14 protein-coding genes are annotated in these 19,583 nt (G+C 59.0%); 7 read left to right on the forward strand and 7 right to left on the reverse strand.

Going from position 1 to position 19,583, the window contains the following annotated elements:
• Nucleotides 1-39: 39 nt before the first annotated feature.
• Together J2Y56_RS11640 and zapE are read right to left on the reverse strand one after the other, a co-directional pair.
• Nucleotides 40-621 (reverse strand): DinB family protein, encoded by a 582-nt coding sequence (locus tag J2Y56_RS11640; protein ID WP_310350222.1) that lies wholly within the window; start codon nucleotides 619-621, stop codon nucleotides 40-42.
• Between the two features lie 18 nt (nucleotides 622-639).
• Entirely contained in the window at nucleotides 640-1,758 is a 1,119-nt protein-coding gene (gene zapE / locus J2Y56_RS11645) for a cell division protein ZapE (RefSeq protein WP_310350224.1), read from the reverse strand.
• 347 nt (nucleotides 1,759-2,105) lie between these two features.
• Between zapE and J2Y56_RS11650 the strand changes: the two genes are divergently transcribed.
• Nucleotides 2,106-3,158, forward strand: a complete 1,053-nt coding sequence (locus J2Y56_RS11650) for an aldo/keto reductase (protein ID WP_007949405.1) — start codon at nucleotides 2,106-2,108, stop codon at nucleotides 3,156-3,158.
• A gap of 54 nt (nucleotides 3,159-3,212) precedes the next feature.
• Here the strand turns inward: J2Y56_RS11650 and speB are convergent, their stop codons facing one another.
• Nucleotides 3,213-4,172 (reverse strand): agmatinase, encoded by a 960-nt coding sequence (gene speB, locus J2Y56_RS11655; protein WP_310350226.1) that lies wholly within the window; start codon nucleotides 4,170-4,172, stop codon nucleotides 3,213-3,215.
• A gap of 142 nt (nucleotides 4,173-4,314) precedes the next feature.
• Between speB and J2Y56_RS11660 the strand changes: the two genes are divergently transcribed.
• Both J2Y56_RS11660 and J2Y56_RS11665 read left to right on the forward strand, forming a co-directional pair.
• On the forward strand, nucleotides 4,315-5,214 hold the full coding sequence (locus tag J2Y56_RS11660) for a LysR family transcriptional regulator (RefSeq protein ID WP_310350229.1): 900 nt from the start codon (nucleotides 4,315-4,317) through the stop codon (nucleotides 5,212-5,214).
• 226 nt (nucleotides 5,215-5,440) lie between these two features.
• Nucleotides 5,441-6,907 carry a nucleobase:cation symporter-2 family protein gene (locus J2Y56_RS11665; protein ID WP_310350233.1) on the forward strand — a complete coding sequence of 489 codons (1,467 nt, stop codon included), beginning with the start codon at nucleotides 5,441-5,443 and terminating at the stop codon, nucleotides 6,905-6,907.
• Between the two features lie 133 nt (nucleotides 6,908-7,040).
• On the opposite strand, the gene J2Y56_RS11670 is transcribed toward J2Y56_RS11665, so the two are convergent.
• Nucleotides 7,041-7,964, reverse strand: coding sequence for a carbon-nitrogen hydrolase family protein (locus tag J2Y56_RS11670; protein ID WP_310350235.1), 924 nt, complete (start codon nucleotides 7,962-7,964; stop codon nucleotides 7,041-7,043).
• 84 nt (nucleotides 7,965-8,048) lie between these two features.
• Between J2Y56_RS11670 and J2Y56_RS11675 the strand changes: the two genes are divergently transcribed.
• Nucleotides 8,049-8,957, forward strand: coding sequence for a LysR family transcriptional regulator (locus J2Y56_RS11675; RefSeq protein ID WP_007947644.1), 909 nt, complete (start codon nucleotides 8,049-8,051; stop codon nucleotides 8,955-8,957).
• Between the two features lie 9 nt (nucleotides 8,958-8,966).
• Here J2Y56_RS11675 and J2Y56_RS11680 read toward each other — a convergent pair whose 3' ends face one another.
• On the reverse strand, nucleotides 8,967-9,221 hold the full coding sequence (locus J2Y56_RS11680; protein ID WP_007947642.1) for a hypothetical protein: 255 nt from the start codon (nucleotides 9,219-9,221) through the stop codon (nucleotides 8,967-8,969).
• 165 nt (nucleotides 9,222-9,386) lie between these two features.
• Between J2Y56_RS11680 and J2Y56_RS11685 the strand changes: the two genes are divergently transcribed.
• Nucleotides 9,387-9,704, forward strand: a complete 318-nt coding sequence (locus tag J2Y56_RS11685) for a DUF883 family protein (protein ID WP_310350239.1) — start codon at nucleotides 9,387-9,389, stop codon at nucleotides 9,702-9,704.
• A 241-nt stretch (nucleotides 9,705-9,945) separates the two neighbouring features.
• On the opposite strand, the gene J2Y56_RS11690 is transcribed toward J2Y56_RS11685, so the two are convergent.
• Entirely contained in the window at nucleotides 9,946-10,986 is a 1,041-nt protein-coding gene (locus J2Y56_RS11690) for an Ldh family oxidoreductase (protein ID WP_310350241.1), read from the reverse strand.
• 225 nt (nucleotides 10,987-11,211) lie between these two features.
• On the opposite strand from J2Y56_RS11690, the gene J2Y56_RS11695 reads away from it, so the two are divergent.
• Nucleotides 11,212-16,056: a dermonecrotic toxin domain-containing protein gene (locus J2Y56_RS11695; RefSeq protein WP_310350244.1), complete on the forward strand. Its 4,845-nt coding sequence runs from the start codon at nucleotides 11,212-11,214 to the stop codon at nucleotides 16,054-16,056.
• A 96-nt stretch (nucleotides 16,057-16,152) separates the two neighbouring features.
• Entirely contained in the window at nucleotides 16,153-17,154 is a 1,002-nt protein-coding gene (locus J2Y56_RS11700; RefSeq protein ID WP_310350247.1) for a FecR family protein, read from the forward strand.
• Between the two features lie 55 nt (nucleotides 17,155-17,209).
• On the opposite strand, the gene J2Y56_RS11705 is transcribed toward J2Y56_RS11700, so the two are convergent.
• Nucleotides 17,210-19,555 carry an acylase gene (locus tag J2Y56_RS11705; RefSeq protein ID WP_310350250.1) on the reverse strand — a complete coding sequence of 782 codons (2,346 nt, stop codon included), beginning with the start codon at nucleotides 19,553-19,555 and terminating at the stop codon, nucleotides 17,210-17,212.
• Nucleotides 19,556-19,583: the final 28 nt, after the last annotated feature.

The following is a 19,583-nucleotide window of genomic DNA, read 5'->3' on the forward strand; positions in this document are numbered from 1 at the left end:
ATTATCGCGAGTCGCCATCGCCCACAACCTGATCCTGCCTCAAACGCCCCAGATCAGCGTCTCGGTCCAGCCCAGCTCGGCAAAATCCGCCGCCCTCAGACCCCACTCGCCCGCGCAGAAAAACTCGTCCAGTTGTGGTGGTGCGACCGAGGTCCCACTGAGCATGGCATGCACCTGCCCGCGATGATGAAGCTGGTGTTCGAACAGATGGGACAGCAGGCGCAAACGACTGTCATGTTGCGGCGTGTCCCGGGCGATGGTCACGATTCGCCCCAGGTCTGCGTCGCGCAATTGCTCGCAGTAAGCGATCAATCGATTGTCGACGAGGGATTGCTCGCGCCTCAGATCAGCGCCGACGGTGAACGGAACGTCTTCTTTGAAAAAAACGTAACAATCATGATGCGGATCGTCCCCGCGCAACTCGCGCTCCAGCGCATCCACGTAGAACCAGTCGCAGGTCAGGATGTGATTGAGGGTGGCGATGAGGCTGGGAAAGAAGCTCACGCGAGGCGCTGACAGTTCAGGCGGACTCAACTGGTGCCAAGCCTTGGCCAGTCGATAATTGGCCCAGGCGTTCTGATAAGCCATGGTCAGCAAGTGATGAGACAGGGGCTGATTCATGTTCGCGGCTCCCGGAAATTAGGCTTCAGCGAAACGTTGCAGCTGCATTTCCTGTAAACGGCTTAAGGTGCGACGGAACGGAAATTCCAGATAACCCTCGGTGTACAAGGCCTCCATCGGCACCTGTGCTTCGAGGTACAGCGGCACTTTGCGGTCGTAGCACTCGTCCACCAGCGCGATGAAACGCCGCACGCCATCGTCGTGAACCGACAGTTGCGGCAGTTCGCGGTCCCCCGCAACCACGTGTTCGGCAGCGTCTTCAGTGCCTCGGGCGATGCGCCCTTCACGTTTTTGCGCGCTGAGGTTGGGCACCTCACTCAAAAGAATAGCGCTGTGGGTGTCGCACAGGGTCATGAAGTCCATGGCCGAAAAAGGTTGCTCGCACAGGTCGGCATAACGACACCAAAGTACGCTGGCGCTGGCCCGCACGGTATTGACCTGACGGTAGCCGACCGTGACCGGCTCGCTGGACACGGACTGGCCGATGGTCAGCGCCTTGAACACGTCGCCGAGCGCGTCGGGATGCGCGGCATCGCTCACCCAATATCGCTGCAACGCAGCGCCGGGGTGCAGACGATGGTCTACACTGCCCTCCACGGCAATCACCTGCATGTGTTGCTTGATCGCCTCAATGGCGGGCACAAAGCGGTCGCGGTTGAAGCCATCGGCGTAGAGCTGATCCGGCGGCTGGTTGGAAGTACACACCATCACCACGCCTTGCTCGAACATCACCTGAAACAAGCGCCCGAGAATGATCGCGTCACCGATGTCGTTGACGAACAACTCGTCAAAACACAGGACCCGCACTTCCTCGCTCAACTCGCGCGCCAACGCCTTCAACGGGTCGGCGGTGCCGGTCAGTTGAAACGAACGCTGGTGCACCCAGCCCATGAAATGGTGGAAATGTTGACGTCGGGCCGGCACACGCAGGGTTTGGTAGAACTGATCCATCAACCAGGTCTTGCCCCGCCCGACCGGCCCCCACAGGTAAACGCCCATGATCGGCGCTCGCCCTTCATGCAAGGCTTCGTGGCATTTTTGCATCGCCCACACAGCGTGCTCCTGGGCTTCGTCCTGGACAAAACCCTTGTGCTCGATGGCGTGCTGCCAGGCGCTTAACGGAGAGTCGACATTCATGGGCGGGAGTATACGTCCCTTATGCGTACGGACTGTAGCAGCTGCCAAGCCTGCGAGGCTGCGTTCGGCGACGAAGTCGTCGTAGATCCTGCGAATGCGGTTTTTCCGTTACACCGCAGTGCCTGGTTTTACGGCGACTGCGTCGCCGGACGCAGCCTCGCAGGCTCGGCAGCTGCTACGGGCTGCGCTCCAGCCAGGAGCTTCCCTGTTCGTTGCGGGGCCGGCCGTCGCCTCGTTTGACCAGCAAGGGCAAAGCGTCTTGACGGCTAATATTATTGGCATCATATTTAATACATGTCGCCAGACATTTATATTCAATCCCGGCGTCTTTCCTCAGGAGTCACCCCATGCATTACAAAGTATTTGGCCGCAAAACCGGCTTGCGGGTTTCGGAACTGGCGCTAGGCGCCGGCAATTTCGGCACTGGCTGGGGTCATGGTGCCGAACGCGACGAAGCCAAGCGTATTTTCGATGGCTACCTGGAGGCCGGCGGAAACTTCATCGACACCGCCAACGGTTATCAGGCGGGTCAGTCGGAAGTCATGCTCAGTGAATTTATCGCGGCAGAGCGCGATCGTCTGGTTATCGCCAGCAAGTACACCGTGGGGACGACGCCGTCCGCGAGCATTTCCCACACCGGTAACAACCGCAAAAACATGGTTCGCGCCGTGGAAGAAAGCCTGACCCGGCTCAAAACCGATCACCTGGACCTGTTCTGGGCGCACATGAGCGATGGCGTGACGCCAATGGAGGAAATCTTGCGCGGCTTCGATGATCTTGTGCGCGCCGGCAAGATCCATTACGCGGGGCTGTCGAACTTCCCAGCATGGCGAATCGCCCGCGCCGACTTGTTGGCCGAAGTGCGTGGTTTTTCGCCGATTGCAGCGATTCAGGTGGAATATAGCCTGGCAGAACGCACTGCCGAACGTGAACAACTGCCGATGGCCGAAGCCTTGGGCCTGGCCGCGACATTGTGGTCGCCATTGGGTGGCGGCTTTCTTACCGGCAAGTACCGCTCCAACGATAGCGACAATCGCGCGTCCAAACTCGGCATGTTGATCCATGCGGAAAAAGGCGCCCGGGAAACCGCCATCCTTGACACGTTGCTCGCCGTTGCAGCCGAACTGGAGGCGAGCGCCACGCACGTGGCCATTGCCTGGTTGCGGGCAAAAGCCCAGCGCTCGACCACCGCGCTGATTCCGATTCTGGGTTCGCGCACCCGTGAGCAATTGGATGCGACGCTGGGGGCGCTGAACGTGCAACTGAACGCGGATCAGTTGTCGCGACTCGATGACGCCAGCGATGTGGCGAAAGGTGTGCCGCACGAAACGCTTGCCGGCTCTTTTTCACGGTTTAGCGGTGACCATACCCTCGACCTGCCCATCATCCCAGTGGCCTGACACACATCAAAAATGTGGGAGCCGGCAAGCCCGCTCCCACATTTTGACCGCGTGTTAGCGGTCGACCTTGTGCCTGGCCGCATACAAACACAGCATCTCCATCGCCAATGTCGCTGCTGCCAGTGAGGTAATGTCCGCGTGATCATAGGCCGGCGCAACTTCGACCACGTCCATGCCCACCAGATTGATCCCGCGTAATCCGCCCAGAATCTCCAGCGCCTGCACGGTGCTCAAGCCACCGCACACCGGCGTCCCCGTGCCTGGGGCGAACGCCGGGTCGAGGCAATCGATATCGAACGTCAGGTACACCGGGTTATCCCCTACCCTCGCCCGGATCGCTTCGACAATCGCCTCGCAGCCCTGGCGATGCACCAGACGCGCATCCAGCACCTGAAAACCCTGGTGATCGTCATTGGTGGTGCGCAAGCCGATTTGCACCGAACGCGACGGATCCACCAGCCCTTCCCTGGCCGCATGCCAGAACATGGTGCCGTGGTCGACCCGCTTGCCGTCCTCGTCCGGCCAAGTATCGCTGTGGGCGTCGAAGTGGATCAGCGACAACGGGCCATGTTTGCGCGCATGGGCCTTGAGCAGCGGGTAAGTAATAAAGTGATCGCCGCCGAACGTCAGCATGGCGCTGCCGCTGCTCAGGATGTGTTCGGCGTGGGCCTCAATGCTTTCTGGAATCGTGTGCGGTGAACCGTAATCGAAGTCGCAATCGCCATAGTCGATGACCGCCAAGTGATCGAACGGATCAAAGGTCCACGGCCAGTGGCGCTCCCAGGCAATTCCTGTGGACGCTGCGCGAATGCCGCGTGGCCCAAAACGTGCGCCGGGGCGGTTGCTGGTGGCAGTGTCGAACGGGACACCGCTGACCGCGACCTCGACACCGCGCAAGTCGCGGCTGTAGCGACGGCGCATGAAGCTGGTGATCCCGGCGTAGGTGCTTTCGGCGGCAGTTCCATAGAGGCTGTCGCGGGTCATGGCCTGATCGTTTTGCGTCGGGGCGTCCATGGAGATCTCCTTTTTGTTATTGGCGGCTATGGAAGGTGCTCCACAAGCGAGTGCGCGGAGGAAGTGGTGCCAGCGTGCGCGCTCGGATACATTGGGAAAATATCAAGTTTGTTAACCTGACTTTATGGCGGAGTAATGTTTGATGCTCGGGCAACTTCACGACCTCGACCTGCAACTGCTGCGCCTGTTTGTGCGCGTGGTCGAGTGCGGCGGTTTCAGCGCAGCCCAAGGCGAGCTGGGTTTGAGCCAGTCGAGCATCAGCCAGCAAATGGCCAGGCTCGAAACCCGCCTCGGTTATCGCTTGTGCAGTCGCGGCAAGGGCGGGTTCAAGGTCACGCCCAAGGGCGAACAGCTGTTAACCGCCACACGTGGGCTGTTCGAATCAATCGAAGCCTTTCGTCATCAATCCAACGGCGTGGCGGGCAGATTGATTGGCGAAGTGCGCTTGGGGTTGTCCGAAGCCCTTGATCAATCGGTGCTGCAACGGGTAGCGGATGCGATACGGCGCTTTCGTGAGCGGGATGAATCGGTGCGCATCGAACTGATCAGTGCCATGCCCGGCGAAATGGAACGCTTGCTGCTGCAACAACGGCTGGACCTGGCCATCGGCTATTTCTCCCGGATCCAGAGCGCATTTGACTACCGCCAATTGTTCACCGAAACCCAGCACCTGTATTGCGCTCCCGGCCATCCTTTATTCACCAATGACGCGCCGAACGACGAAGCGCTGCAAGCCTGCGACCCGGTCGATCATCCCTATCGGTTTCTGCGCGCCGACGAACCGTTTCAAGGAAAACTGTGTTCAGCACGCTCCGAGCAAGTCGAAGGCACCCTCGCCTTTATTCTGTCCGGCAAACACGTGGGGTATTTGCCCAATCACTTTGCCCGCAGTTGGGAAGACAAGGGGTTGTTGCATGCCGTGCGCCAGGGCGAGATGAGTTTTGAGGTCGAATTTCATCTGGCACGGCATCGCGCACAAGTACCGGGGGATGCGCAGAAGGCATTTGAGCAGGATTTGCTTGCTGCCTTCAGAAAAACCTGACCTTTCAGGCAGTGATCGTTCCCCACGCTCTGCGTGGGAATGCCGCCAGGGACGCTCCGCGTTCCGCTTCTGAATGTGACGCAGAGCGTCACGGGTTGCATTCCCACGCGGAGCATGGGAACGATCGATGTGGGGCGGCAGATCTTGTTCGTTGCCCTTGATGCCCGCTGCTGGCATCCTGCGCCTCCATTTCTGACCCAGCCCGCCTTTTGGCACGCAATCAACCATGACCGCCTCTGAAAAAGCCCCCGCTGCACGCAACAACGACCTGATTTACGGCCTCAACGACCGCCCGCACCTGACCGCCACCGTCTTCGCCGCCCTGCAACATGTGTTGGCGAGTTTTGTCGGCATCATCACGCCGACCCTGATCATGGGTGGTGCCCTCGGCCTGCAAAGTGAAATACCGTACCTGATCAGCATGGCGCTGTTCGTCTCGGGGCTGGGCACCTTTGTTCAAGCCCGACGGTTCGGCCCGGTCGGCTCCGGCTTGCTGTGTCTGCAAGGCACCAGTTTCTCATTCATCAGTGTGATTCTCAGTGCCGGGTTCATGGTCAAGGCACGAGGCGGCGGCACCGATGAAATACTCTCGACGATCTTCGGCGTGTGCTTCTTTGCTGCGTTCATTGAAGTGGCGCTGAGCCAGTTCATCGGCAAACTGCGGATGCTGATCACCCCGGTGGTGACTGGCACGATCATTACGCTGATGGGCTTGTCGCTGATCAAAGTGGCCATGACCGACATCGCCGGCGGCTTCGGAGCGCCGGACCTCGGCGCAGCCAGTCATCTGGCCCTGGCAGCCTTGGTGCTCGGCACCATTGTGTTGTTGAACCGGGTCGATGTGCCCTTTCTGCGCCTCGGAGCCATCGTCATCGGCCTGACCCTGGGCTATGTCGTGGCCTGGTTGATGGGCGACGTCAATTTCGCCAGCCTGCCCGAGGTACCGCTGATGAGCGTGCCCGTGCCGTTCAAATACGGTTTCAACTTCGACTGGGTCGCCTTTGTGCCAATTGCGGTGATTTTCCTCGTGTCGCCGCTGGAAGCTGCCGGTGACCTGACCGCCAACTCGATGATTTCCCGGCAACCGGTCAAAGGCCCTATCTACATTCGCCGGATCAAATCCGGCCTGCTCGCCGACGGCCTTAACTCGGCGATGGCTGCCGTGTTCAACAGCATGCCAATGGTCACGTTTGCCCAGAACAACGGCGTGATCCAGCTCACCGGTGTCGCCAGTCGCTACGTGGCATTCTTCATCGCCGGTTTGCTGGTGCTGCTGGGGTTGTTCCCGATGATCGGCGCGGTGCTGCAACTGATGCCGAAGCCCGTGCTTGGCGGCGCCGAATTGGTAATGTTCGGCACCGTGGCGGTGGCCGGGATCAAGATCCTCGCCGAAGCCGGCCTGCACCGACGCAACATGCTGATCGTGGCGATTTCCCTCGGCATGGGCCTGGGCGTGGCGGCAGTACCGGAGGTGTTGCGCGAGTTGCCGCTGGCGCTGCACAACATCTTTGAATCGCCGATTACCGTCGGGGCGTTGTGCGCTATCGTGCTGAATATCTTCCTGCCCGAGGAATTCATCGAGCTGGAAGAAGACGATTTTGATCCGGAAGCCTCGATCCTTCAGGTCATGGAAAACCCCGATCTGCCGGCCAAGGCCGAACCCGCAACGCCTGGGGCGGTTCAGTGCAAGTAACTGGTAAATCCGATTAAAGGTACGCTGAAGAGCCAATGTGGGAGCGGGCTTGCCCGCGATAGCAATGGATCAGGCAACAATGATGTCGACTGATACTCCCGCATCGCGGGCAAGCCCGCTCCCACAAGGGGGGTCAGGTGTTGAAGCGGACGCCGGGTTTGGCGCGCTCATCCACCGTCAACTCAAACACATCCGGCCGCGCATAGTGCCCGACCACATCGTAGTCATATCGGGCGCGAACCAGGTCATCCGTATCGATTTCAGCCGTGAGCAATCCAGATCCATCGCGCAACGGCCCGGCCAGAACGTCGCCCATCGGCCCGACTATCACACTGCCGCCAGCAATCAGCGGCCGGTCCGCCGGCCAGTTGGCAATGTCCACACCCAAGGCCTGCGGTGAATCCTGAACCTGGCAGGCACTGACCACAAAGCAGCGCCCTTCATGGGCGATGTGGCGCATGCTGACTTGCCACATCTCGCGCTCGTCCACCGTCGGCGCACACCACACCTCAATGCCTTTGGCGTACATTGCGGTGCGCAGCAGCGGCATCATGTTTTCCCAGCAAATCACCGCGCCGACTCGTCCGACCTGGCTGTCGAGCACCGGCAACGTCGAACCATCGCCCTTGCCCCAGATCAGCCGTTCGGTGCCGGTGGGCATCAGCTTGCGGTGCTTGGCGATCAACCCCGCCTGCGGGTCGAAATACAGCGCCGTGCAATGCAGCGTACTGCCCGCGCGTTCAATCACACCGATCACCAGATTGGCCCCGGTGCGCGCCGACAACCCGGCCAGGGCTTCCGTCTCGGCGCCTGGCACGTCAATGGCGTTGGCGAAATACCGGGCAAACGCTTCCCGTCCCTCCGGAAGTCGATAACCCAGTTGGGTGCCAAACCCTTCACCCTTGGGGTAACCGCCGAGCAACGCTTCGGGCATCACCACCAATTTCGCCCCGGATTCCGTAATGGCGTTTTCCCAGGCAAGAATCTGCTCCAGGGTCTCGGCCTTGCCACCGGGCAAGGCCCCGATTTGCAGGGCGGCAACGATTGACTTGGGCATCGCAGTAGCTCCATTGGCATCAGGTATTGCCCATTCTCCGGCGTCACGGGATCATGAATAAAGCCCGATCCGCTGCTGAATGATATGAACGTTATGAATATCGCCACTGTCGACCTCAATTTGCTCAAAGTCTTCGAAGCGCTGCATGAAGAGTCCAGCGCCAGCCGTGCGGCCCTGCGCCTGGGCGTAACGCAATCGGCGGTCAGTGCCGCGCTGCGCAGGCTGCGCGAGGTGTATGGCGATCAGCTGTTTGTACGCACCGGCCGTGGAATGGCGCCGACGCTCAAGGCCAACCAACTGAAACCGGTGGTCAGCGATGCGCTGAACAAATGTCGCCAGAGTCTGGCGATGGTCGATCCGGCGGCCCATCAGTACGACGGTCGCGCAGTGTCGGTGGGGATGTCGGATGATTTCGAGATCGCTTATGGCCGCCGACTGATCGAGGAAATCGCCCGAACAGCACCGAAGCTGAGGCTGATCTTCCGGCAAACCCACAGCCAGATCGTCGCCGATGCACTGATGGAGCGAAGCATTGATCTGGCGATCACCGCCGGTGGATTTGCCGAGCGGTTACTCAGCCGTCAGGTGTTGGGAGAAGGCGGGTATTTATGTCTGGTGGATCGCAGCAGCCTGACCGAAGGGCAACACGTCATCAGCCTCGACGAGTTCGTCGCGCGCGAGCACATTTTGGTATCGTCCGGCGGTTTTATCGGCATCACCGACGAAGGGCTGGCAGCGCTGGGGCTGAGTCGCCGGGTGTGTGCGTCGACCACGCACTTTGCCGCGTTACCGCACTTGCTCAAGGGCAGTCAGGCGGTGGCGACCATTCCGGCGCATGCCGCGCAAAGCATCGCTGCGCTCAGTGGGCTGGCGCTGCTGCCCTGCCCTTTGGCCTTGCCGCGCTACCCGATCGAACTGGGCTGGCGCACCAGCACACAGCTCGATCCGGTGGTACTGAAAGTGCGCGAAGCGATTGTCGCGTGTTTTGCCTGAGGCCCGGCCTTACTTGTTGGCCGCCATCAGGCGATTGACTTCACTGCGCACCATGTTGGCGAACTCCGGCGGCGACATCGCGTCGAGCTCGGCACGGACCCATTCAGCCCATTTGCCTTTGCGCTTGGCGCGCTCACCGAACAAGCGCGCCGCCTCGCCCTTGGATTTGCCCAGGTTGCTTTGCCAGAGGTCGAACAGACGGGATTTTTCATCTTCAAGCGCAGCGCGCTCGGCGAGAGGTTTGTCGGCCAGATTGAAGCTCATGGGAAATTCCTGCTGCGTAAAATAGGCAACATCTTACACTGTAGGACGAAACGTCTGACTCAGGAATTTTCTACCCAACGGGGTCAACGCGAAAATTCGCTGCAACTTTTTCGTCGGGGCTAGACTCCATTGTTCACTGCCTGATTACCTGCAAGGAGTACCACCATGGCTCGGAAAACCGCTGCACAAATCGCCGAAGACCAATCCAAGGAACTGGCGTTCAGCGAGCTGGCAACGCTGATCGAAGAGTCGGAAAAACTGCTGACCCGCAGCGCCGCGCTGGTCGGTGAGGAAGCAGAGACCCTGCGCGAGCAAATCGCCCTGAAACTCCAGCAGGCTCGGGATTCGGTCAACCGTGTGCGTGACCGTACCCATCCTGTCTTCGATGCCACCGAAACCTACATTGGTGGGCATCCATGGCAAACCGTGGCCATTTCCGCCGGATTTGGTCTGGTGGTCGGGTTGTTGCTCGGTCGGCGTTAAACAGCACCGCATTACACAGCAAAAAGAAGGCGAGCCATGGGCTCGCCTTTCTCTTGCCTGCGTCACACGGATTTGTAGCAGCTGGCGAAGCCTGCGTCCGGCTGCGTAGCAGTCGTCAATCCCGTACACGCGGATTTTCTGAAACACCGCATCGCCTGACTTTACGACTGCTTCGCAGCCGGACGCAGGCTTCGCCAGCTGCTACAAAGTCCGCGTCGGCTCTACTGACCTGCATTGAGCCTCAGAGCCCCGCCAGTTCCCGCAGGTTCGCCAGCGTCTCGGCGTCGAGCGCAATACCTTGCGAACGGGACTTGGCCCGTTCTTTATGACGTCGATCACCCGGCAGGCGCTTGAGCCCCACGCCGTGCATCTGCCGAACCAGTTCCTGACTGCGCTCGGCAAAATTCTGCCCGGCAGCCTTGCTCGGGTCGATCACGATCAACAGTTGACCGGTCCAGGGCGTCTTGGCACCCGGGTGGTTCGACCAGTCAAACTCGAAGGAAAAATTGCCGCCGGTCAGCGCGGCCGCCAACAGTTCCACCATCATCGACAAGGCGGAACCCTTGTGCCCGCCAAACGGCAGCAGTGCGCCGCCTTCCAGAATCGCTTTCGGGTCCTGCGTCGGCTGGCCAAGGCTGTCCACGCCCATGCCTGCCGGCAAACACTCGCCCTTGCGTGCCGCGATCTGTACGTCGCCATGGGCGATGGCGCTGGTAGCCAGGTCGAACACAAGCGGCTCGCCGCCGGCCCGCGGGGCAGCAAAGGCGATCGGGTTGGTGCCAAACAACGGGCGATCGGCGCCGTGGGGCACCACGCAGGTCATGCTGTTGACCACGCTCAACGCCACCAGGCCTTCATAGGCAAACGGTTCGACGTCCGGCCACAAAGCGGCGAAATGGTGTGAGTTGCGAATCGCCAGCACTGCAATGCCGGCGCTGCGAGCCTTTTCCACCAACAGGGCGCGTGCAGCCGCCAGGGCCGGCTGCGCGAAACCATTGCCGGCATCGACCCGGACAAAACCCGAGGCAACATCTTCAACCACCGGCACGGCCTGGCCATTGACCCAGCCGCTGTTCAGCGTCGAGACATAACCGGGAATACGGAAAACGCCGTGGCTGTGAGCACCATCACGCTCGGCGCCAGCACAGTTGAGGGCCAGCGTCCGGGCGACTTCGGCAGAGGTGCCATGACGCAGAAAAATCTTTTCGAGCAATTGAACGAGCCCGTCGAAATCGAGCGTTTGAGTATTCGACCTGGCGGCCATTTCGGGCGATACGGTCATCTGAAGCTCCAATTTTATTTTTGAGTACGGGCAACAGCGTGAAGCGAGGCTGCAGGGCAACCTGAAAAGTCGCCGATTAAGCGCTGTTGTACCGGCGTCCTGTCAAGCCTCAAGCGCCAGTTTGGTTCAAGCAATATGTACCGCACATGAGCCTTCCAGCGGCCGTACTGTTTTTCCTCGACTTAACGACTGCGGTCAATCGATCGCAACACATCGAGGACAACCATGACTGCTTCCCCACTGCCGTATTTTTTTGACGAAGCACAACGCGCCGCCGGTGCCCGAGAACCCGGTGACCGCGAAAAAGCGCTCGGCTTTACGCTTGATGACCTGAAATGGATGAAGAACGTTTATCTGGCGACAAACACAGCCCGCACCACGCAAAAAGACCCCATGCATGTTTCGCAGCTGTCGCTGAGCATGCCAGGCACAGACGATGTTCCACTGGCCGGCACGTTCGCCATGAGCCGCCCCCTGGATGGAGAAGTCACGCTCTACACGCCATGGAAAGGCCTGATCAAGTTCGTGGACATGGATGACCTCAAAAGCAGACTCAAGGAGTGGCTGGCATCGGATACCGGCAAACGTGAGCTGTTGCGTTTTCTCTCCATCGGACAACGCTGCGCATTAGCTGCCACACCTGACATTTCCACGAAAGCAATCACGGGCGCGGTGTTCCAGGACCAGCAGCTCACCCTTGAAAGCAATCAGACGCAGAACATCCAGTCGATGATGGCCGAACTGCTCAAGATGCCGACATTGCAATCGATGTTGAACGACACGCTGAAAAACGCCCTGCACAAGCCGTTTCCGGGCCTCGACCAGCGCCTTACGCGACTCAAGAGTTTTGTCAGGACTATTTCAGCCTTTGACGGCGACGACTACCAGCACACGATTTCCTCGCTTCCACTGGGGGATGCACTTCTCCACTTTTACCTGACCAACCAGTGGCCCGCAGGCGATTCCAGGGTCTTTTCCCATCCCGGGCACAGCGTCAGCAGCGATGCGGATAACCTGGCGTGGGAAGGTGCTGTAAAAGAGATCGCCCAAAGCTTCACGCCGCACTTGCACAATCAACTCGATGTGTTCTGGAACACCGCCATGAGCAATGGATTGTCGCGTCGGGCGTTTTTCACCGAGGGCTTACGCGATACGTTCCACCTGAAGCTTTTGATCCAGCGCCAGGAAGGCGTCTTATCAGCGCCAGAATATATGAGGCTGATGAATGTCAGCCTCGCGCCCTCCGACGTCGCGCTGCGCGTGGAAAAGGTGCGAGTCACTGCACCCTTCAAGCATTTTGCCGAGCTGGCCTCGGCCTTGATGATCGGAGGCGCCGACACGCTGGGCTTTTTGTACACCCCGTCCCGAGGCATCGAAGCGACTGACGACCTGTCAGCCGTCAAAAAAATCGTGCTGCAGATGATGAAAAGCGAAGGGCATGAAGACACGCTGCTCAACTTCATGTCGCTGGATGAGCGCGCTACCTTTCTGGCCTTGCCACCGGAGGAGCGCTTGATTGAAGGCCGCCCGGTCACAGGTCCGGTATTTGAAGCAGTGATGGCCGATATTCTTGACAAGCAACGGGACAACCTCAGCCATGCCTTGAGCCGTTACCGTGAAAGCGAAGGCACACTGTCCGTCCATGCCTTGCTTGATAATGCGCTGGATGTCCGTGGACTGCTCGACGATCGACTACTGTCCACCGATGCCGCTGGCCGCTGGAGTACAAGGGTCGACCAGCGCAAGAGTGGGCAACCGGCGACTGTACGAGCCGAGTCAGCCAAAAAGGAACTGGCACTGCTCGATTCGGTTGAACAGGCACTCGATCAACTGAAAACACAGTATCCGGCCATCCCCGCAGGCCTCAGCACCTTCGAGCAAATACAAAGCCTCGTCAGTTCATCCGTGGCTAACCTGCAATCGAGTTTTACCCATACCTTGTCAACCGCATTGCGCAGTGAATTGAAGCTACGCACGGTCACACGCACTCTGGATTCGACGGCGCAGGCGATCATCAAAACCGTGCTCGATAGCCCGGTACACTTACAGCGTGCCGCCTTGAACGGTTTTCTCCCGGACGTGTTTGCCCTCGCCTTGAAGGCCACTGATTTGGCAGACCCGTTGCAGTTGGCCAGTTGTTTTGTGTTGACTGAACGAGGCGGCCTGGACCCCCTGCACTCGGGCAAGACGATTTTGTGGACGCCTGCATCGGGATTTGAAGCCTTCGGGACACTGTCACGATTACTGGCCGTGCTCGATCATCGCCTCAAGCACGACGTTCTGCGTTTAACACTTATGGAGAACCTTGGCCGTAGCGAACGATTGCCGGGTAGAAGTTATGCGCTGGCGCCCCTGCAACGGATACACGGGAATTTTTTCGATCATCTTCAAAAACCCTATGTCCATCTTGACCAGACATGCATCACCCGTGCGCTGGCGACACCGGTCTCTCCCTCGCTGCTGGCGGACCTTCTGAATCTGGTGTCATTACGGGCCCCGCTGACGGGATTACGCACCGCAACGGACATTGCCCAGTCCCTGACGACTCAGGAAACATTGCCGGCATGGCTGACCAAGGCGTCCATCAAAGATCTGATACTGCATGGCGAACTGATTCAGCAATACCTCAACAACGTCAATGACGACCAGGATTACTTGACGGGCATACGGTCGTTGCAGCGTACGGCTCACGTCGAACTTGAAAAAAAACTCAAGGCAGACGACTTCAACATCGACCCGGACAAGGTTCTGATCCAGATCAGCGCACGCCCGACGTCGCCGGCCCGTACTGAAACCCTTACCGACTTTGCATTGACCCCTTTCAAGGATCTGGATCAGGCCCGGTTCACACTGCAATCACTTGATAACAACGCAATTCCCGAAGCTATGGACGAAGGCTACATCAAAGTCCTGATACGAAACCTGAAACCGGGCGAGCACCAGCAGAAAATACTGAGCGAAGCCCTTGCAGACACCCCCGCCAACGCAGCTCGAAGAACCCGGTTTTACCGACAATTGCCTTGGCAACTGATGCATTACGCCCACACGGAAAAGCTGCAGGAACGCCTGAGCGAAACGGGATTTGATCTGATCCGGCAAATCATGGACATGCCCGACGCTATCGCCCGTGCGGCAGTCGACGGCGCCCACGCCATGATTCGCCCGCTTGAGTTCCTGGGGGTCAAGAGCGCACAGACGATCACAGTTTCCGGTGTTTACTTGATCGGCTCAAACACTGATAGCGCAGGGCCGCAAGTCCTGCTTGCGCCACACAGCCCACGTCACGGGATCAAGGAATATGAAAACGAAGCGCAACTGTTGACGGAGTTGAAAGCGCGGGGACCGCTGCTCGACTGGGTACTCACAAACCTGCCCGAGGCCGACCGGCACCTGCTGAATCACCGAATGGCGAACACCAATAACCGCACGACCCGAGCAGCAACGGCGTCGTCCGACAAGCGGGTCAGCGAAGTCACACTAGCGTCCAATCCGATCAGAGGGCACCTGTTCGGTCAGTTGTTCAATGACAACGCCGCGCTATTGGTTCGATTGCTGGGTTGTCAGTCCGACGACAAAAAACACAGTGAATGGGAGATCATCAAACATGTGCTGGGCGAAGACCTCCACGAAGCCTGCTCATTTTTCATGGGTAAACTCGCCTACCCTATTACGGTCTGGCGCAGTTACCGCCACATCAAGCAATCCGCCGAGGACCTTCAGACGCGTAAATGGGGGGCCGCACTCAGAGAATTCATCAACGGCATTGCTCAACTCGCTACGTTACGACGATCTCTGGGCAATCAAACGCAGCTGACTTCGCCACAGGTCGATGTCCCGCAGACTCCCGCCCGCCGATTCAACTGGCATGACGTCGACGTCACCGCTCCCGAACGCACCCAGCTAAGCCGCCCTGAAAGCATCCACGTGGATCTGGGTTCACTGACATCAGACTCGACGCTCGGGCTCTACACCCACTCCACAACCAGGAAGCACTACGCAGCAGTTGAAGGAAAAGTGTTTCCGGTCGTCAAGCACGGCGCCCGCTGGCGCATTGCAGGCACCAAAAACCGTGGGCCTGTGCTGCGCCAAAACCAGGCGAAACAATGGGTCCTGAACCGGGGCGCCGCGGTACCCCACTTCAGCCTGGTCAATCGATTGGATACCGCACTAGCGGTGTGGGGAGGCATGAACATCGACGCCAGTGGCATGCCGAGGATCCGTCGACTGTTTCCGCAAAAGGCCCGTCTGATCGACGAGGCGCTAGACCAGGCCACCACCTATGCCTGGAACAGTTTCCGAAACCTGCAATTGCTCAAGACTTCCGACGACATGAACACCCCGGTGCATCAGCTCATCGCCGACTTCTTGGGTGTATCGCAAGTATTGCCCGCACATGTCGAGCAGCTTGAAAAAGTCGTGACAGAGATTTTTACAGCCTTGCTGGACCCAACGCTGAGAAAGTCCGATTCCGATCGTTTAGTGGTCGGCAGGGTGATTGCCGGCGCGGAGCATACTTTTGCCTTTATCATTCCCTCGGACACGAAGAAAAAAATTCACCTGGCCGAAAAATTCTTCGCGCCCAACTTCGAAAACTACCGTCAGCACCTGAGCGACGCGCAATTCCCTATTGGCGCCCATAGCCGAGCGATGACGATTCTTCACGAGCTTGCACACCTTGTTTGCAAAGCCGAAGACATTGCCTACCTCGACCCCGGCCGGCCATTCGCTGATCTGATTGGTACGTCCAGCCCGCTTGCCGAAACCCTCAAAAAAGAGTTAACGACGGTTCAAAGTACCGCACTGTCCCTCAAGACCCCCTATACCCAGCTGTTCATGGTTGAGGACCCTGATACCGGAGAATGGGAGGATTTGGGTAATACAACTCATGAGGATACGGAACGGGTGAAAGAGCATATCTTGACGTTGACCGGCGCAGAAAACCTGAGCGGCGCCCGCCACTCGTTCAAGAAAGACCCCATGATCAGGCTGAAGGTACAGCTCGGGAACGCCGATAGCATTGCCTGGTTGATCGGTCATCTGGGACGCCAACTGTACGTCAGCACCCCCTGATTGCAAAAATAACCAATGTTTGATGGTTAATTGCCATGACGGCAGTTCTCGCAGGCTTCCCCGCAAGGTTAGAATGCCGGAAATCAGGATGAGTCAATGACCGACAACTCTCTATCGCCAGCCGAATTTGACGCGATCACCGATGCCGCAGCGCATTGGTGCATGCGTCTGCATGCTGTCGACTGTACCGCCGAAGAACGTGTCGCCTTCGAACAATGGCGCGACGCTCATCCGCTGCATGCATTCGAATACGAGGCCATGCTGGAGATTTGGGAGGTCGCAGGGGCGCTGCCGCGTCCTGAAGCGGTCGAACCCATTGCGCGTTTCAAACCGGCTTCATCCTGGCGCAGTCTCGGCATTGCCGCCGCCGTTTGTGCGGTGGCATTGCCACTCGCGGCTTTCAGCGGTTGGAACATGGGCTGGCTGCCGAATTCGTATCAGCACTTTGAAGCCAGCGACACGGCCCGTCAGGTCACCCTGAGCGACGGCAGTCGGGTAGAACTGAACCTTGGCAGTGAGCTGACGTTCCGCAACTACAAGGATCAGCGGCGCGTAACGCTGAAAAAAGGCGAAGCGTTCTTCAGCGTCAGCCATGACATGGTTCACCCTTTTATAGTCAGGGCCGCAGACGGAAGGATTCGCGTCACCGGGACCCAATTCAATGTCTGGATGTACGAAGACCAGGTCCGCGTGAATCTGATCGAAGGCTCGGTACTGGTCACCAGCAATGACGACCTTCCCGGCGATGGCTTACGTCTCGGCCCTGCCATGCAGGCGCGTTTCAAACACGGCGACTTCACACCACAAATCAGTCAGACCTATGCCAATGACAATTCGCTGGCCTGGCGCAGTGGCAAACTGGTGCTCGATAACCTGTCACTGGCCGATGCCTTGCCGTTGATCAATCGTTATCTGAGCAAACCGGTGATGGTGGCCGATCACAGCACCGGCCAGATCCGCCTCGGCGGTATCTACAACATCAAGGAACTCAACAGCCTGGTGGCCTCCCTGCCCAAGGTGCTGCCGGTTTACCTGACCCGCAACAAGGACGGCAATCCGGTCCTCAATTCAATTCCGACCCAAACGCCTAAAAGCTGAAGGCCGCTCCCCTTGCAGGCAGCGGCCTTCATGTCGGCTTCAGGGGACTTTGCTGTTACTGCGCAGCCACCTTTCCTGCCTTTTTATCCTGCTCACGGATCGTCTGTGCCTGGTAGTGCGGGTCTGACGTGATCTGCTGCTCAGTGAAGGGCAGCACACTGAGTTGCTTGTTCGAAAACGCCTGTGTCTGGTCCCGCGAATACTTCGAACCCGGATCGCTGGACAACGAAAACGCCAGTAAACCCTGAGCTTGCGGCCCCTTGTCATCGAAAGTCACTATCTGCAAATAGCTGGTGCCACTGACCACCTCTCGCTTGCCGTCTGTTCTCGGTACGCTTTGAATGGCGTTGTACACGCCCAGTGTGCCCGGGCCACCATGAATCGGTGTTTGCTGGCCGCCGCTGCTGACCACCTGAATATCACCCCAGCGCGCGTCAGGTTTCAAACCCTGGGCGTTCACTTGCTCTGCTGAATCAAGCATCGCGTCGCGAAGGGCCTTGGCGACATCCGCTTGATCAATGGCCAGACCACGCGGGGTGTTTTGTGGATCGTTGGGATCAAAGGCCACACGCCAGATGTTGGAAATCTCCTGCAACGGCTCCATGACATTCTGGAAGTGCACAAACCCCAGACCGCTGTCCAGATTCGCCCGACGGTCCCACGCCTTGAGGCTGGCACACACGGGTTTCAACGCCACGGCATCGGCCCCCAGGTCACCGGCACAGAACTGCAACAGATCCGGCATGACCTGAGCGGCCAGATACACCTCGTCGTCCATCACCATCCGCTGCAAATCCACCGCCGTCAAAGGCCCGGCCTTGTTGAGTGTGCCCAATCGAGCCAGTGCAAAACGCGAGCGCAAGCCCAGCGGTTGGCCCTCTTGGCTGATCAGCGGCGAGAACCCGGTGAGCGGTTGCGTCGGGTTAGCCATCCAGGCGGAATCATTGGAGTGCTGCACAAAATCCTTGCGCAACAACTGCGGCAGCTTGTCGGCGGCATAGATACCTTTTTGTGCAGCCTGCGGGTCAATGTCCCAGGCACACGCACGGTTGGAACCGTCGAGCAGGATCATCTCGAAGCCGGCCCGTGGATCGCTGCACCTGGCCAGTTTCTCGGCGCTGACGTTGGGCACCACCGACAGGTTCATGTACAGCGTTTGCCCCTGATCATCCACGGCCAGGGTGTTAACCCACGGGATACCTTGAAGGGTGTGCACCGAGGCTTGCAAATCCTTGAGGCTGCTTGCCTGGTTCATCGCATACCACTGCTGCAAGACCCGGTCGTTGCCCAGGTTGGCATCGCGCAGGCTGTAGGCGTACCGATGGTCCCAATCCAGTTTTCCCGGCCATTGCACGATCGGACCAAATTCCGAGCTGTACGCCACATGCTCAACCTGAGTGATCCGACCATCGGCTTGCTTCACGTTTACCGTCAGGGTCTGTTTCTTCATCGGCAAGGACTGGCCGTCGAGTAGATAGCGGGTCGAGTCCTTGGGATCAAGTTGCAGTCGATACAGCGTGAAGTGTTTGGACGAATCCACGGTGTGGGTCCAGGCCAGGTGCTGGTTGAAGCCGATGTTGATCACCGGCAACCCGGGCAATGCGGCACCCATCACATCCAGCTTGCCGGGGATCGTCAGGTGCATCTGATAGAAGCGCATCCCGCCAACCCAGGGGAAATGCGGATTGGCCAGCAACATCCCGCGACCATTGAACGAACGCTCGCTGCCGATGGCCACCGCGTTACTGCCGCGATCCAGTGCAAACCGTTGCAGACGCGACGCGGCCAGCTGGAAGGACGGCGATTCATCGGTCACCTGCGTGACGGCATTGGGTGGTGTGGCCCCGGCCAGCGCTTCGGCAAACTGCCCTACTCCGCCTTCGACCAGCAGACGACGGGTCAACCGGACCAGGTCCTGGGCGCTGATCTCGCGCACCCACGCCCCCTGACACTGCGCTGGCAAACCCTGTTCGCGACGTTCCGCCAGCGAACGGTTGTAGCCGGCGACATAACCCTCCATCAGTTGCTGTACTTCAGGCGTTTGCGCCTGCCAGAAACCGGCGACGGCTTCGGGGGTATTCAGCCAGGTGAAAAACAGGTCGCTGACCAGGTTTTCGCGCGCTTCGACCGTCCGCTGATCCGGACCGAAATACCGTGAACGCTCGCCATTGACCGTGACAATTTCATTGGCCAGCAAACACAGGTTGTCCTGAGCGTAAACGTACCCGATGCCATAACCGAGCCCTCGCTCGTTGTCGGCACGAATGTGTGGCACGCCAAAACCGGTGCGGCGAATATCAGCGCTCGCCTGCTCCGGTTGACTGCGCGCATTGGCTGCAAGACTCAGCCCCACCAACAAACCCGCCAGGCTTAACCTGGTTAATTGCCTGGAAATAATCACGCTCGCTCCTGATCGAAAAGACAAACAC

The organism is Pseudomonas sp. BE134, assembly GCF_031456105.1.
Taxonomy (GTDB): domain Bacteria; phylum Pseudomonadota; class Gammaproteobacteria; order Pseudomonadales; family Pseudomonadaceae; genus Aquipseudomonas.

Bases quoted from the DNA above. Each gene is read 5' to 3' on its own strand.
- J2Y56_RS11660 (WP_310350229.1), top strand. From the start codon at position 4,315: ATGCTCGGGCAACTTCACGACCTCGACCTGCAACTGCTGCGCCTGTTT.
- J2Y56_RS11665 (WP_310350233.1), top strand. From the start codon at position 5,441: ATGACCGCCTCTGAAAAAGCCCCCGCTGCACGCAACAACGACCTGATT.
- J2Y56_RS11680 (WP_007947642.1), bottom strand. From the start codon at position 9,221: ATGAGCTTCAATCTGGCCGACAAACCTCTCGCCGAGCGCGCTGCGCTT.
- J2Y56_RS11695 (WP_310350244.1), top strand. From the start codon at position 11,212: ATGACTGCTTCCCCACTGCCGTATTTTTTTGACGAAGCACAACGCGCC.
- zapE (WP_310350224.1), bottom strand. From the start codon at position 1,758: ATGAATGTCGACTCTCCGTTAAGCGCCTGGCAGCACGCCATCGAGCAC.
- J2Y56_RS11700 (WP_310350247.1), top strand. From the start codon at position 16,153: ATGACCGACAACTCTCTATCGCCAGCCGAATTTGACGCGATCACCGAT.
- J2Y56_RS11675 (WP_007947644.1), top strand. From the start codon at position 8,049: ATGAACGTTATGAATATCGCCACTGTCGACCTCAATTTGCTCAAAGTC.
- J2Y56_RS11650 (WP_007949405.1), top strand. From the start codon at position 2,106: ATGCATTACAAAGTATTTGGCCGCAAAACCGGCTTGCGGGTTTCGGAA.
- speB (WP_310350226.1), bottom strand. From the start codon at position 4,172: ATGGACGCCCCGACGCAAAACGATCAGGCCATGACCCGCGACAGCCTC.
- J2Y56_RS11640 (WP_310350222.1), bottom strand. From the start codon at position 621: ATGAATCAGCCCCTGTCTCATCACTTGCTGACCATGGCTTATCAGAAC.
- J2Y56_RS11670 (WP_310350235.1), bottom strand. From the start codon at position 7,964: ATGCCCAAGTCAATCGTTGCCGCCCTGCAAATCGGGGCCTTGCCCGGT.
- J2Y56_RS11690 (WP_310350241.1), bottom strand. From the start codon at position 10,986: ATGACCGTATCGCCCGAAATGGCCGCCAGGTCGAATACTCAAACGCTC.
- J2Y56_RS11685 (WP_310350239.1), top strand. From the start codon at position 9,387: ATGGCTCGGAAAACCGCTGCACAAATCGCCGAAGACCAATCCAAGGAA.